Origin of the sequence: Idiomarina sp. Sol25 (assembly GCF_033052775.1) — a bacterium.
Taxonomy (GTDB): Bacteria; Pseudomonadota; Gammaproteobacteria; order Enterobacterales; family Alteromonadaceae; genus Idiomarina.
The window spans coordinates 92,908-106,660 of record NZ_JAUPEW010000005.1; the positions used below are offsets into that span (position 1 = coordinate 92,908).

The following is a 13,753-nucleotide window of genomic DNA, read 5'->3' on the forward strand; positions in this document are numbered from 1 at the left end:
ACGGCTGAAACCGTTGGTGATACCGCGGCAACCAGCGAAGTTATATTCAACTTTTGTGCTGGCATAACCAGTCAAACTGAGCATTACAACGCTACCGCATTTATTAACGTTTCTAATGACTTCCTTATTTCCCAAAGCTTTTTACCTGTAGGGCCGGATAAAGTAGTGATTGAGCTGGTTGAGCGGCTGAAGCCAACAAAAGCTATTGTTACGGCTGTAGCCAGGTGGCACGAAAAAGGTTTCCGCTTTGCGTTGGATGATTTTGAATTTGACCCTGCGTGGGAGCCACTTGTTCGTTATGCCTCCTATATAAAAGTAGATGTTTCTTCTCTCACTGTGGAACAGGCAAAAGCTTTCAAAGAAAAGCTAACCGGGTTTAAGGGACGCTGGCTAGCTGAGCGAGTAGAGGACGAGGAAACAAAAATTGCCTACGAGAAAATGGGTTTTGATTTGTTTCAAGGCTACTATTTTGCCAAGCCAACGGTTGTCTACGGCACAAGGCTCGAGCCGTCATCGTTGCAGTTAGCTAAGATATTGTCGTTATGTTTTGAAAAAGAACCTGATTTAACTGAATTATCACAACGGGTTTCAGAAGACCCTAAGTTATCTATCAGCTTGCTAAAAATCGTAAATAGTCCGCTTTATCCAACCGCTAGTCCTATCACGCGGGTAAAAGATGTCATCATGCGGTTGGGCATTGAAAAACTTCGCCGCTGGATTGCGTTGATTGGCTCGGTCAGTGTGAGCGGCCCAGAAGCGTCACGTATGATTTTGATAAGAGCCCAAATGTGTTACGAACTTTGTAAAAGACAGAAGTCTGAAAGTTTGGATCCAGATCAGTGTTATTTTGTGGGACTGCTGTCTGGCATTGACATTATGCTGGGCGTTGAAAAAGAGGCATTTTTCAAAGAACTACCGTTAACAGATGCTACTAAATTGGCAGTCAATCAACATGCTGGTCCGAAAGGCCAGTGTTTGCGAGTGGTATTGAAGCTAGAGAGATTGGTACAGATGAAAGAACGGCTTGATAAAGTCGATCCTAATCTACTCGCACTTTACCGAACCGTATCGTTTAATGTTCAGGAACTGTTTAACACCATTTAAGCCTGGCTGCTTTTTGCCAACTGCTGAATTCTTCCGACAATGGCGCGTAAGCCATTTCCGCGAGTCGGTGTAATGTGGTTTTCTAAGTCCAGCTTGGCAAAGTAGCTGTCGATATCAACGGCAAGAATTTGCTCTGGAGTTTTGTCGTGGTAAGCGGCCATAACTAAGGTCAGCAACCCTTGCACAATAACTGCGTCACTATCGACATGCAGTAACAGTTTGCCGTCTTTTTCTTCACTGATAAGCCAGACGTTACTTTGGCAGCCACGCACCAAATACTCTTCCTTATGCTGGCTTTCCGGTAAACCGGGTAAGGCCTTACCTAAATCAATAATGTACTGGTAACGTTGCTCCCAGTCATCTAAAAACTCTAAGTCATCAATGATTTCATCTGTACTGGGTAAATTCATGCTGACCAATAACCTTCATTTATAAGTTAAAAGAGTAGCTAACGTTAAAAGAAAACACCGGCTTCAAGCTGAGCTTCTTCACTCATCATGTCGCGTGACCAGGGTGGGTCAAAAACGAGGCCAACGTTCACATTTTTAACGTGCGGTACCAGAGAAACCCGATATTCAACATCACCCACTAAAACCGGACCCATACCGCAGCCGGGCGCGGTTAAGGTCATATCAATAGTAACGGTGCCTGAATCTTTATCAACCTCGACTTTGTAGATAAGCCCCAGCGACACTAAGTTAATAGGAATTTCCGGATCATAAATGGTTTCTAACGCTTCCCAGACCTGATCTTCTGAAACGCTTCCGTCTGCTGGTGGTTCAAAGTCGAGCTTTTCTGGTTTACGACCAATAGCATCCGCGTCAGTACCATCTATACGCAGCATATTGCCCTGAAAGGTGACGGTGTAATTGCCGCCTAAATCCTGAGTAATAGTAACGAACTCACCCTTAGGAATAACTTTCGGCTCACCCGTTGGTACGCGACGCGCTTTAACTTCGCGGGTGGTGGACACCATTTTCTGCTGCATAATTTAAACTTCCGTTACTGCACGTTGAAGCTTTCGCCACAACCACATTCATTGACTACATTCGGGTTGTTGAATTTAACCACGCCGTTAATGCCTTCTTTTACGTAATCAATTTCGGTGTTACGAACCAGCTCAAGAGCATTAGAAGCAATCGCGACTTTCAGGTTCGCATTAATGTCGACAACTTCATCACCGTCTTCCAGTGCATCGGCTGAACTGAGCACATAGGCATAACCTGTGCAGCCACTCTGTTTAGTGGACAGCCGAATGAATTTTCCGGGTTCGTCTTTTAAGCGTGACTCGAAATAACGTACGGCGTTTTCTGTCATCGAAATTAACGAAGACGATGGTACAAATGTTTCTACAGACATGAGTCTCCTCCTGCCGTTAGGCTAGCATTAAACGAGCTTTGTTGATGCCTTCGAACAGCTTATCAACCTCGTCTAACGTATTATAAATGGTAAATGACGCTCGCGCAGTACCTGGTACATTCAGGCGTTTCATAAGCGGTTGAGCGCAGTGGTCACCAGTACGAATGGCAATACCTTGTTTGTCCAGCAAAAAGCCGATATCAGCCGGGTGTGCACCCTCTAAAATAAAGCTTAACACGCCAATTTTATTGTCAGCGTGACCAATAATGGTTAAGCCATCGGTTTGCTCAGCCAGCTCGGTTGCGCGTGCCAGTAAGGCGGTTTCGTGAGCCAAAATGTCGGCTTTATTAAATTGCTGTAACCAGTTTATAGCTGCCGCCAGACCAATGGCACCAGCGATATTTGGCGTACCGGCTTCCAGTCGGTTGGGTAATTCACCCCAGGTGGCGTCCTGGTAACTGACTGTGGCTATCATTTCGCCGCCGACTAACCATATAGGCCAGTTTTTTAAAACCTCATAACAACCCCAGAGTACGCCAATGCCGGTTGGACCGAACAGCTTATGGCCGGAAAACGCGTAAAAGTCACAACCAATGTCCTGCACATCGATAGCACCGTGCGCCACGCCTTGTGCGCCGTCAATCATAACCAGAGCATTTTTGGCCTTGGCGGCAGCGGTGAGCTCTTTAATTGGGTTAATGGTGCCAAGTGCATTTGAAATGTGCGGCATTGAAACGAAAGCCGTGTTCTCGCTCAACAGAGCATGAAACTGCTCGGTATTCAGCGAGCCGTCTTCGTTAATGGGTACGACTTTCAATATTGCGCCCGAGCGTTTACAGGCTTGTTGCCAGGTCACCAAATTTGCATGGTGTTCCATCTCGGTAACTAGCACTTCATCACCGGTTTTTAGTCGCTGGGCAACGCCATTAGCGACTAAGTTAATGCCTTCGGTGGTACCGCTGGTCCAGATAACCTCTTCCTGGCGGCTGGCATTTATATACTCAGCAACGGTTTTGCGCGCCGCTTCGTAACGCCGGGTCGCTTCATCGGACAGGTAGTGAGCACCACGATGAACATTGGCGTTGCACTGAGTATAGTAATCCGTCAGCGCGTCAATGACGGCTTGTGGTTTTTGCGTGGTGGCAGCGTTATCCAGATAAACCAGTGGTTTACCGTTTACCTGCCGCTGCAGTATCGGAAACTGCTCACGAATTTGTGCAACGTTCAGGCTCATTGCTTCTCCATCATACTTTCAAAGCGGGTTTTCAAAATAGGCTGCAACCAGTCGGCCAGGGCTTTATTTGGCATCTGGAACACCATTTCCTGTACGAAACCAAAGTTGAGCATAACCAGGGCTTGTTGCCTGTCGATGCCACGGGTCAGCATGTAATACAACGCTTCTTCATCAATTTCAGCAACCGTTGCACCGTGCGCGCACTGTACATCGTCTGCGTAGATTTCGAGCTCTGGTTTCGTATTAATTTGTGCACCACGGGTCAGCAGCAAGTTGCGGTTATTCAGTTCGGCCAGCGTTTTCTGTGCATCACGATGAATATGAATGCGGCCGTTAAATACTGCTTTTGCCCGGTCGCCAACAATGCCCCGGGCGTTCTCTTCGGTCGTGCCGTTAGGTGAGGCATGTTCAATGGTGCTGTGCAAATCAAAGTGCTGACGTGGAGCCAGTAAATACACGTTATTAAACTTAGCAAAGGCATGTTCGCCAGCGTGTTCAATATCCACGTCCAGACGCGTTAACTGACTGCCGTAGCCAATTAAGGTGCTGTTCATTTTGGCATGATCGTGCAGCTTAAAGTGACTGCCGCCAATGTGAATCGCTTCGCCTTCGTGCAGGGCAAAACGGTAGTGCTCTAAACTCGCTTTCTCGGCAATGTCGTACTCGGCAAAAGCCGTGTTTAAGCTATTACCTGAACCGCTACCGTGCTCAATAATGGTTGCCTGCGCATTTGCACCAACACGCACCAGCGTGCGTTGATGAGACTCGATACCGGCTGACGCAAAGTTAACGATGCGGATGGGCTGTTCAATTTTAGCGCCAGCGGCAATGTCGATAACAACGCCTTGCTGCGCCAATACATCGTTCACCAGACCAAACAAATGACGGCTGGGTTTTACTTGCGCGAAAATAGCTTCAGCGGGCTCACTTGGTGCCGACAATTCACTAATTGTCACGCCTTCTGGCAGCTTAAGTTTGCTGATGTCGGTACTAAGCTGGCCGTCGACAAACACCAAGTCCAGGCTGTTTAAACCTTCAATGACTGGTGCTTCGGCTGTCGTATTACCGGTACCGGATTTTAGATCTAAGTCAGCAACCGGATGCAACGACGTATAACGCCATGCTTCGGTGCGGCGTGTCGGCCATTGCTGTTGCTTTAACGTGTCCAAGGCTTGTGCCCGGACCGGAGATAGCCAATCGTCAACGGTCGAGGCACGCTCTAGAACGTGGTTTAACCATTGACTCATGCATCTGCTCCTTCTGCTTCAGCTAACCAGGCATAACCTGAGGCTTCAACTTCTTTAGCCAGTTCAGGACCGCCACTTTTCACAATCTTGCCTTTAGACAGAATGTGAACATAATCTGGCTGAATGTAGTCCAGCAGGCGCTGATAATGCGTAACAACAATAAAGCTGCGCTCACCATCACGTTGACTGTTAACGCCATTGGCGACAACTTGCAACGCATCGACGTCCAGACCTGAGTCAGACTCGTCAAGAATGGCCAGTTTAGGCTCCAGCATGATCAACTGCATAATTTCGTTACGCTTTTTCTCACCACCGGAAAAGCCTTCATTGACACCGCGTTTTAAGAAATCTAGCGGTAATTCAACCTGTTTGCAGGCTTCTTTAGCTTTTTTCAGGAATTCAGCAGAGCTTAAAGCGTCTTCGCCACGAGCTTCACGCATGGCATTCACGGATTCTTTCATGAATTCCATATTGCTAACGCCCGGTATTTCAACAGGATACTGGAATGCCAGAAAGATACCGGCCTGTGCGCGCTCTTCTACTTCCATGTCAAGCAAGTCTTTGCCGTCCATTTCAACGCTGCCACTTTCAACTTCGTAGCCGTCGCGGCCAGATAAAACGTAACCTAAGGTACTTTTACCGGCACCGTTAGGACCCATAATGGCATGTACTTCGCCGGGTTTTATTTCCAGATTCAGGCCTTTCAAAATGGTTGTTTCTTCTACACGTGCGTGCAGATCTTTAATCGATAGCATGTTTTACCCCACTGAACCTTCAAGACTGATTTCAAGCAACTTACCGGCTTCCACCGCAAACTCCATTGGCAGTTCGCGGAATACCTCTTTACAGAAGCCATTTACAATCATTGAGACTGCTTTTTCAGGGTCCAGGCCTCGTTGCCGACATAAGAATAATTGATCGTCACTCACCTTAGAGGTGGTGGCTTCGTGCTCAACAATCGCGGTTGGATTGCTGCTTTCAATATACGGGAATGTGTGTGCGCCGCACTGGTCACCAATGAGCAATGAATCACACTCGGTAAAGTTACGCGCGCCTTCAGCACCCGGACCCATGCGAACCAGACCACGGTATGCGTTATTACTGCGACCGGCAGAAATACCTTTAGAAATGATGGTCGACTTGGTGTTTTTACCTAAGTGGATCATTTTGGTGCCGGTATCGGCTTGTTGTTTTCCGCGGGTTAATGCGACCGAGTAGAATTCACCAACGCTGTTGTCACCTTTAAGAATACAGCTTGGATACTTCCAGGTAACCGCTGAGCCTGTCTCTACCTGAGTCCAGGAAATTTTAGCGTTCTTCTCACACAGGCCGCGCTTGGTGACAAAGTTATAGATACCGCCTTTGCCGTTTTCATCGCCCGGATACCAGTTCTGAACGGTAGAGTATTTTATCTCTGCATCATCCAGTGCGACCAGCTCAACTACGGCTGCGTGTAATTGGTTTTCATCGCGCTGCGGTGCAGTACAACCTTCCAGATAACTGACATGACTGCCTTCTTCGGCAACAATCAAGGTGCGCTCGAACTGACCGGTGTTCTGTTCGTTTATGCGGAAGTAAGTTGATAGTTCCATAGGGCAGCGAACGCCTTTTGGAATATAAACAAATGAACCATCGGTGAATACGGCGCTGTTCAGCGCGGCAAAAAAGTTATCGCCACGGGGAACTACGGTTCCCAAGTATTTCTTAACCAGATCCGGGTATTTATGAATGGCTTCAGAGATAGGGCAGAATATCACGCCGGCTTCTTCCAGTTTCTCGCGGAAGGTGGTGACGACAGATACGGAATCGAAGACCGCATCGACGGCTACGCCAGCCAGCATTTCTTGCTCATGCAGGGGGATACCCAGCTTTTCATAAGTGCGCAGCAGTTCAGGGTCAACCTCATCTAACGATTTAGGTTTATCCTTCATGCTTTTCGGCGCTGAATAATATGAAATAGACTGGTAATCCACTTTGGGATAATCGACGTGTGCCCAGTCCGGCTCTTCCATTTTTAACCAGGTTCGATAAGCCTTCAGACGCCATTCCAGCATCCATTCGGGCTCTTCTTTAATCGCGGATAGACGAGCAATAACGTCTTCGTCTAAACCGATTGGGAAAGTTTCTGACTCTATTTCTGAAACGAAGCCTGCGTCGTATTTACGTGCAAGCGCCTGATCAATCTGTTCACTCATGATTTACCCACTCTAAAAGCTGCGGATGGGAGTTTCGCCCGTTACTGGACGACAGTATAAAATACTTGACTAAAACACTCAACTTTATCTGCTGACTAAGGCTTATGATACGGGATCAAAGGCCTTTTGTCGCTTATTTCGCCGGGGTGAAGCGGTTAAACATAACCATATTTTTATAGCAAAACCGTAACTAACAGGAGCTGCAGTTTTCTTCTGGCGTGTAAAAACGCATAGACACATCGGGATGCGAACGCTTCCTGCCTTTCATCACGTTTTCGCCAACATTATGTAGTAATGGGTTATTCGGATCGCTGGTTGGCCCCTTAGCGTGTTTTGCTAAATGAGAAGGGAGTTTTAATACAGGCACCGAAGCATTCAGCTGGGCTGCCATGAAAAATGCCGATGAATAACGGGTAACTCCAGTTTTAGGACTGGTAACACGGTGGTTAGTCGCTTTTAAATAACCATTAGAAGCCAGCTCCAGTAATTCACCGATATTTACCACAAAGGCGCCGGGGCGCGGAGCCACCTTGTACCATTGTTGTTTGTATTCCACTTCCAGCCCGCTGTTTTCGTCTTGCAGAACCAGGGTGAGGTAGCCGGGGTCTTTATGCGCGCCAACACCCTGACCAGAGGCTTCTGGGCTACCGGGGTATTTAATAAGCTTAGTATGACGGTAAGGACCGTTACTGATGGTTTCAGCCAATGCGTCAGCCGGTTGCTCGAGACTTTCGCACAACGCCTCTAGAAGCTGCAGAGACACTTCGGTTAGCTTGTCCTGCCAGGACAACAACTGGGTTTTCATGGCAGGCAATTGCTCTGGCCACTGGTTGGGTCCAATGAGTTTTTGCCATTCATGGCGTATAGCGGACGTAGCCTGAGCAGGCAGTTCGTCCATGATATCAAACTGCTCACGACGATCGCGCCGGCCTGCCGTCAACTCGGAGTAGTTTGCTGAGTAGCCGCGAAAATGCGGTGAATGAATCATCTGCACCTGTTTCTTTTCTACATCACTGAGTGCAAAAAAGGTTTTAGCGGTGTCCAGTACCTTAACTTTTTCTGCCAATGAAATACCGTGGTCTTCAAGGTAGAAGAAGCCAATATCACGCGCAGCTCTACCAAGGTCAGCAATGAATTGCTGGCGATCAGAAGCACTGAGATACAGTTTTCGCATGGATAATACAGGTATTGGGCTTTGCATAATTGACTCAACAGTTTGTTTCTGTCGCCGAGTTTACGTTGCCATGTAGCACAAACTGAAGAATCAAAATCTTCTATGGTAGACAGCTTGGCTATATCAATAATCTGCAATTAAGCCGGTACTTATTGCTGCTAGTACTCGACCAGTAACAGCTGCCTGTGTAAAATCTTTGGGTCTTTAATTAAACAGTGAGAAATTCAGAATGGGTCGCGCCTATCAAAACCGAAAAGAGTCTATGGCTAAAACGGCTAATGCAAAGAGCAAAGTTTATAGCCGTTATGGCCGTGAAATTTATGTTTGCGCCAAGCAGGGTGGTACCGACCCGGACGGTAACCTGGCGTTACGCGGCATGATAGATCGGGCCAAAAAAGACCAGGTTCCTGCTCACGTTATAGAAAAAGCGATAGACAAGGCTCAAGGCGGGGCAGGAGAAGATTTTTCTCCGGCGCGTTACGAAGGCTACGGGCCCAGTAACTGTATGGTTATTGTCGAATGCTTAACCGATAATCCTAACCGCACCTTCGGCGATGTCCGCAATTGTTTTACCAAAAGTAAATCAAAAATTGGCGCTCAGGGCAGCGTTGCGCATTCATTTGACCACTGTGCGATTTTTGCCTTCAAGCACGACAGTGAAGACGAAGTGCTGGAAGCCATGATGGAAGCTGATGTTGATGTTACCGACGTCGAATTCGAAGATGGTCTGGTTACCGTATTTGCGCCAAATACAGAGTACGCAGCAGCTCGTCAGGCCTTAACTTATGCGTTTCCTGATATTGATTTTGAAGCTGACGAAATCCAGTTTTTACCTCAGGTAACGACCAGCATAGCCGAAGATGATTTGCCAATGTTTGAGCGTTTGATGGATATGCTGAACGATTTGGATGACGTTCAAAACATTTACCACAATGCCGAACACTAGGTTGATTCAGATCAATTCGATTATTCGATAAACCTTATAAACTTTAGGGGTCTTCATTAACAAGGAGTTCCCCATGAAGCTTAAAGTATTATCGTGCGGTGTATTGTTAGGCTTGCTAAGCACTTCTGCATTAGCAAACGATTTCTCTATCAATGTTGGTGCTATCTCTGTCATGCCTGATGATAGCAGTGGGCACTTGAATGTTGTTGAGTCAGTAGCTGGTTTACAAGAGAACAGTACTGGCGCTGGTGTTAATACCAATACTCAGTTAGGTTTAACTTTTGATTATAAGCTAACTGAAAACTGGACGCTTGAGCTGGTTGCAGCAACACCATTCAGTCATGATATTACCGCAACAGGTTCGCTGGCCGGACTGAAAATTGGTAAAACCAAGCACTTACCACCAACTTTGCTGGCTCAGTATCACTTCGATATCGATAGCGATATGTTTAAACCTTTCGTTGGTGTTGGTGTGAACTACACCGCGTTCTTTGATGAGCAAGTTGACCCTCAGTTGCGCTCAACTTTAGGCAACTTAGGTGTTGTTGCCGATAATGACGATGTCTCCTTAGCTCTGAAAAACAGCTGGGGCTATGCTCTGCAAGCGGGTGTAAATGTCGATTTGAGTGAAAACTGGGGTCTTCATTTCATGGTTAGCCGCATGGATATCGATACCACAGGTGATGTTCGCGTAAACGGAAGCACCATTGAAAGTGTTGATGTTGATATCGACCCTTATGTCGCTATGGCCGGTGTTCGCTATAACTTCTAAATTTTTTGCGCCGCCTATTAAGGCGGCGCATTTTTAATGTGGTGAGCGTTTCGACAATTTGCGCTGTAACGTACGCCGATGCATCCCCAGCTCTCGCGCTGTCTTAGAAACATTTCCCTGGTTATCCGCAAGCACTCTTTGAATATGCTCCCACTCAATTTGAGTTGGTGTTAAACGGTTTATCGATGTGTCTTCCAACTCCAGCTTTTCATTAGTAAAACGGCGTAGTAATTCATTGGTCCCCACGGGTTTTGTTAGGTAGTCCGTTGCGCCCCGTTTCATTGCTTCTACAGTTGTCGCAATACTGGCGTAACCGGTCAGTACCACCAAATGGCCAGGAGAGTAGCGTTCGTTAAGTGGCTGAATAAGTCCCAACCCATTGTCGTCGCCCAGCATCATATCAAGCAGAATACCGTCAAAATGATCTTTTAGCGTCAAGGCCTGCTCAGCGGAGTGTGCCATTTGCACCAAAACACTATGGTGCTCCAGACGCCGCTGTAGAATGCGACAGAAGCCTTCATCGTCATCAATAATAAGTAAGCGAAATTTATTCATAAGCTGTTATCGGTAATAGAACTAATGTGAGCGTGCCTTCGGCAGTGGATTGCCAGCTCACTTGACCGCCAAGCCGTTCAAGGGTGGCATGGCTGATAACCGCGCCAATACCCATACCATTTTCACTTAAGGTCATTGATTTACCTATTTTCCGTTGTTGCGCCTGGCTTAGCCCATCACCATTATCGAGAATGTGAATGGTGAGCTGAGGGTTCGCACCAACTAACGTCAGGTTGAGTTGCACGGACACGGTCAGCTGGTGACTGCGTTCGCCAGCGCTGACAGCATTAATAACCAGATTAGCGATAGCCGGGAACAGGGTGCGATCGGCGCTTATAATCGCGGCTTTTAATCGCTCGGGACATTGCCAGTTGACCTGAGCATCGGGTCGGGCAATTCGCAGAAGCTGGCGTAACTGAGTAACAATTTCCCCGACAGTGTAATTGTGCTGGCGCCTGCTGCGCACATCCTCAGCGGCGTCCCGCCATTGTTCAAGGCTGGCTTCAACTTTGCCCAGGTGTTCACGAAACTCTTGTTTCAGTGACAGCTCAATATCGCATTCCTGAAGTTCTTCGTTGAGTAACCGTAACGACTGCACAGGAGTGGCAACGTCATGAGTTAACTGAGCTGCGGCTGCACCTATCGTCAGCAGCTGCTCGTCACGCAGCTGGCGCTCACGTGCATTCTGCAACGCTTTTTCAGACTGAAACCATTGCCGCTTCAGGTAGTACATTGATAAAGCAATAATAACCGCAGCAATCACAAAGCCGCTGACCATACCCATCGCGTGTTTCAACATCTCGTCGCTTAAGGCATGGGCAGTGTGACTTTGTTGTCCGGGCAAAAGCGAAGGCAAGCCTATTTGGGCAACTTGCCCCAGAATGCTTATAAGCACCACAATCAAAGCAAAAGTTGAAGGTAACAATAAAAACGCTATGACAATAAAAATCAGTAATAACGAGGTGAAGGGGTTACTGATCCCCCCATTAAAGGCAACCCAGAGGTTGCCCAGTGCTATGTCCAGACATAAAGCTAAGCACAATGGCCAGGCTTTATGAGTAATGAATTTATAGGTCAGTAATGTCAGCATTAGGCTTAAAAATGATAGTTGGTCTGCAGCCAGACGGTGCGGCCCGGCTCATTAACTTTGTCAATTTGCTGGTATCCGGAAATGCTGGCAGCGGAACGACTCAAGTGCTCTGCATAGGTTTTATCCAGTATATTATCGACGCCTAAACTTAGCTGCCACTTTGGATCAATTTTCCAGTCGATATTTGCCGATAAAATACCATACCCCGGGCTATTGCCGATATCGTAGCCAATGACATTACCCTGATCCACAGCTGTGCGTTCTTGTTTATCCACCAGGCGCCAGAGCAAAGAGTAAGTCAGTGCGTTGTGGCGGTAATCAGTGGCAATACGAAGTTCATCAGCAGGTTGCTGCGGCAGATAGTTATCATCGGTTTTATTACTTCCGCGGGTTATGGCCAGTGCTGATGACACAGACCAGGCTTCGGTCAGTTGGTAACTTAAGGTTGTTTCCCCGCCCCAGGTTCGGGCGTCAATATTACGGACGGTATCCGGCTGCATCATCATGCCTTTTTGCAAAAGAATGAAGTCATCGACCTGACTGTAGAAAATTGACGCATCCAGTTGCCATTTGTCGGCGTTAATATCCAGACCGATATCCCATTGCTGGTTGGTCTCCGCGTTAGTGTAAAAGGCCGATGCCGACGTTGGTGACTGGCGGTTGTTACCAATGGCTTCCCAGTAATCCGGGAACCGCTCTGCCTGACCCCAGCCCGCATACCAGTAACCATTTTTAAGCTGTTTTTCTATACGAAGAAACCCGCTATGAAGGTTCTCACTGCGTGTTTCATTCGCTGTGGGGTTGGATTGAGCCGGAGCTGACATTGGCGTAATGGTGGTGCGCTTGTCTGTCATTTTCCAGTGATCAAGCCGATAACCGCTGACTAACTGCCACTCCTGGTCGATAGCATGGCGGTATTCGGCATAAATGCCATCTTGCTCAATAAAGGCATCATCAACCCGGCTAAGGCTTTCAAATGGTTGGTTAAACTGATCTTTGCTGGAACGGTTACGGTGAGCCGACTCATTATGTTCAAGCCCAGTTTTGAGTTGCCCGGAAGGGGTTAACTGCCATTCGGAGGCAATTTTAAAACCACGGGAATATCTATCCGGGTTACTGGCGGTCGGGTTGGGCATCATCATGGACGGGGTAAACTCGCGCAACGAATAGTTGTCCATGACATGGTCAATGGTATTGAAATAGGCATTAACAGAAAGCTCTTCGAGCGAACGGCTGTCAGGTTGCCATTGGTAATTCAGCGCGACGCTTTCACGGTCAAAGAGCACCCCATCCATACTGCGATCGGCGTAGGCTGCTTCGCCATCGCTGACGCCAAGTTTGAGTATCAGACGATGCTGCCGTGACGGTGTCCATGCCAGATCAACATCGCCACTCCAGCGTTCATACTGGCTGTTAATGCTATTACCCGAGCCATCTTCGTAGTGATCGGCGGTTGCGGCAGATGCGTTTACCCGCACGTACCCGGGTTTTGCTCCCCAGGTTAAATCAGCTGTGGTATTCAGCCGGCCGTACTGCGCTGTGGTGGCATTTAAATAACCGGTAAACTCGGGCACTTCAAAGAATGTTGCTTCGCGCTCAAAATGAATAGATGCTGCTGAACCGGCGAACAATACGGTTTGTGGGCCCTTAACAATCGTCACGCTGTCATAGCTCTGTGGGGTTATGTACGCCGTTGGCGGGTCCATGCGGCTGCTGCAGCCACCCTGGAGCATTTGTCCGTCGTTGACTATGGTCAGTCTGCCAGCTCCCATTCCACGAAATAATGGGTCAGCAGAGGCGCCGCCTTTGCGGGTTGCACTGAATCCCGCAAGGCTTTTTAAGAAATCACCGGCATCGTGAGCAGGCAATGGTTGTCTTGGTTGTTTCGAGTCGACTACCCATTCACTAGGCGCCTCCATCGATTCGCCAATAATGATAATTCTTTCCTGAATATCGGTGGTTTCGTTAGCGTAACTGATAAATGGCAAGAGTAAGCAAGTTGCCAGAGGATAAATAGACTTCATACGACAGTGTCCTTTAATAAGGTAATGTCGCTATTATTCTCCATTTTTTAGGT

The 13,753-nt window shown here is 47.7% G+C and carries 14 protein-coding genes; 3 read left to right on the top strand and 11 right to left on the bottom strand.

The genetic code is table 11. From position 1 onward, the window contains the following. Positions 1–165: 165 nt before the first annotated feature. Positions 166–1,104: an EAL and HDOD domain-containing protein gene (locus Q5L94_RS08925; protein ID WP_411161936.1), complete on the top strand. Its 939-nt coding sequence runs from the start codon at positions 166–168 to the stop codon at positions 1,102–1,104. Here Q5L94_RS08925 and Q5L94_RS08930 read toward each other — a convergent pair. The 8 genes from Q5L94_RS08930 to Q5L94_RS08965 form a co-directional block, all read right to left on the bottom strand. Continuing rightward, positions 1,101–1,514, bottom strand: a complete 414-nt coding sequence (locus tag Q5L94_RS08930) for a SufE family protein (protein ID WP_317498093.1) — start codon at positions 1,512–1,514, stop codon at positions 1,101–1,103. The genes Q5L94_RS08925 and Q5L94_RS08930 overlap by 4 nt on opposite strands. Before the next feature lie 44 nt (positions 1,515–1,558). Beyond that, positions 1,559–2,092, bottom strand: coding sequence for a putative Fe-S cluster assembly protein SufT (sufT, locus tag Q5L94_RS08935; RefSeq protein ID WP_317498094.1), 534 nt, complete (start codon positions 2,090–2,092; stop codon positions 1,559–1,561). 14 nt (positions 2,093–2,106) lie between these two features. Beyond that, on the bottom strand, positions 2,107–2,463 hold the full coding sequence (locus Q5L94_RS08940; protein ID WP_317498095.1) for an iron-sulfur cluster assembly accessory protein: 357 nt from the start codon (positions 2,461–2,463) through the stop codon (positions 2,107–2,109). Between the two features lie 16 nt (positions 2,464–2,479). Further along, on the bottom strand, positions 2,480–3,697 hold the full coding sequence (locus Q5L94_RS08945; protein ID WP_317498096.1) for a SufS family cysteine desulfurase: 1,218 nt from the start codon (positions 3,695–3,697) through the stop codon (positions 2,480–2,482). Continuing rightward, complete coding sequence (gene sufD / locus Q5L94_RS08950) at positions 3,694–4,944, bottom strand: Fe-S cluster assembly protein SufD (protein ID WP_317498097.1); 1,251 nt, start codon at positions 4,942–4,944, stop codon at positions 3,694–3,696. The genes Q5L94_RS08945 and sufD overlap by 4 nt, the downstream gene beginning before the upstream one ends. Beyond that, positions 4,941–5,699 carry a Fe-S cluster assembly ATPase SufC gene (gene sufC, locus Q5L94_RS08955; protein ID WP_317498098.1) on the bottom strand — a complete coding sequence of 253 codons (759 nt, stop codon included), beginning with the start codon at positions 5,697–5,699 and terminating at the stop codon, positions 4,941–4,943. Before sufC ends, sufD begins: the two co-directional genes overlap by 4 nt. Before the next feature lie 3 nt (positions 5,700–5,702). Continuing rightward, positions 5,703–7,139 (bottom strand): Fe-S cluster assembly protein SufB, encoded by a 1,437-nt coding sequence (gene sufB / locus Q5L94_RS08960; RefSeq protein ID WP_317498099.1) that lies wholly within the window; start codon positions 7,137–7,139, stop codon positions 5,703–5,705. A gap of 190 nt (positions 7,140–7,329) precedes the next feature. Further along, positions 7,330–8,340, bottom strand: a complete 1,011-nt coding sequence (locus Q5L94_RS08965; RefSeq protein ID WP_317498100.1) for an isopenicillin N synthase family dioxygenase — start codon at positions 8,338–8,340, stop codon at positions 7,330–7,332. Between the two features lie 202 nt (positions 8,341–8,542). Between Q5L94_RS08965 and Q5L94_RS08970 the strand changes: the two genes are divergently transcribed. Further along, complete coding sequence (locus Q5L94_RS08970) at positions 8,543–9,259, top strand: YebC/PmpR family DNA-binding transcriptional regulator (RefSeq protein WP_317498101.1); 717 nt, start codon at positions 8,543–8,545, stop codon at positions 9,257–9,259. 73 nt (positions 9,260–9,332) lie between these two features. After that, the gene (locus Q5L94_RS08975) at positions 9,333–10,031 is read left to right on the top strand and encodes an OmpW/AlkL family protein (RefSeq protein ID WP_317498102.1); all 699 of its coding nucleotides are present in this window, start codon (positions 9,333–9,335) and stop codon (positions 10,029–10,031) included. 33 nt (positions 10,032–10,064) lie between these two features. Here Q5L94_RS08975 and Q5L94_RS08980 read toward each other — a convergent pair whose 3' ends face one another. Genes Q5L94_RS08980 through Q5L94_RS08990 form a run of 3 tightly spaced genes read right to left on the bottom strand, consistent with a single transcriptional unit; the run spans position 10,065 to position 13,700 of the window. Continuing rightward, the gene (locus tag Q5L94_RS08980) at positions 10,065–10,586 is read right to left on the bottom strand and encodes a response regulator transcription factor (RefSeq protein ID WP_317498103.1); all 522 of its coding nucleotides are present in this window, start codon (positions 10,584–10,586) and stop codon (positions 10,065–10,067) included. After that, a complete protein-coding gene (locus tag Q5L94_RS08985; RefSeq protein ID WP_317498104.1) occupies positions 10,579–11,676 on the bottom strand; it encodes a sensor histidine kinase in 1,098 nt (365 codons plus the stop codon). Before Q5L94_RS08985 ends, Q5L94_RS08980 begins: the two co-directional genes overlap by 8 nt. 5 nt (positions 11,677–11,681) lie before the next feature. Further along, positions 11,682–13,700, bottom strand: coding sequence for a TonB-dependent copper receptor (locus Q5L94_RS08990; RefSeq protein WP_317498105.1), 2,019 nt, complete (start codon positions 13,698–13,700; stop codon positions 11,682–11,684). Positions 13,701–13,753 lie beyond the last annotated feature (53 nt).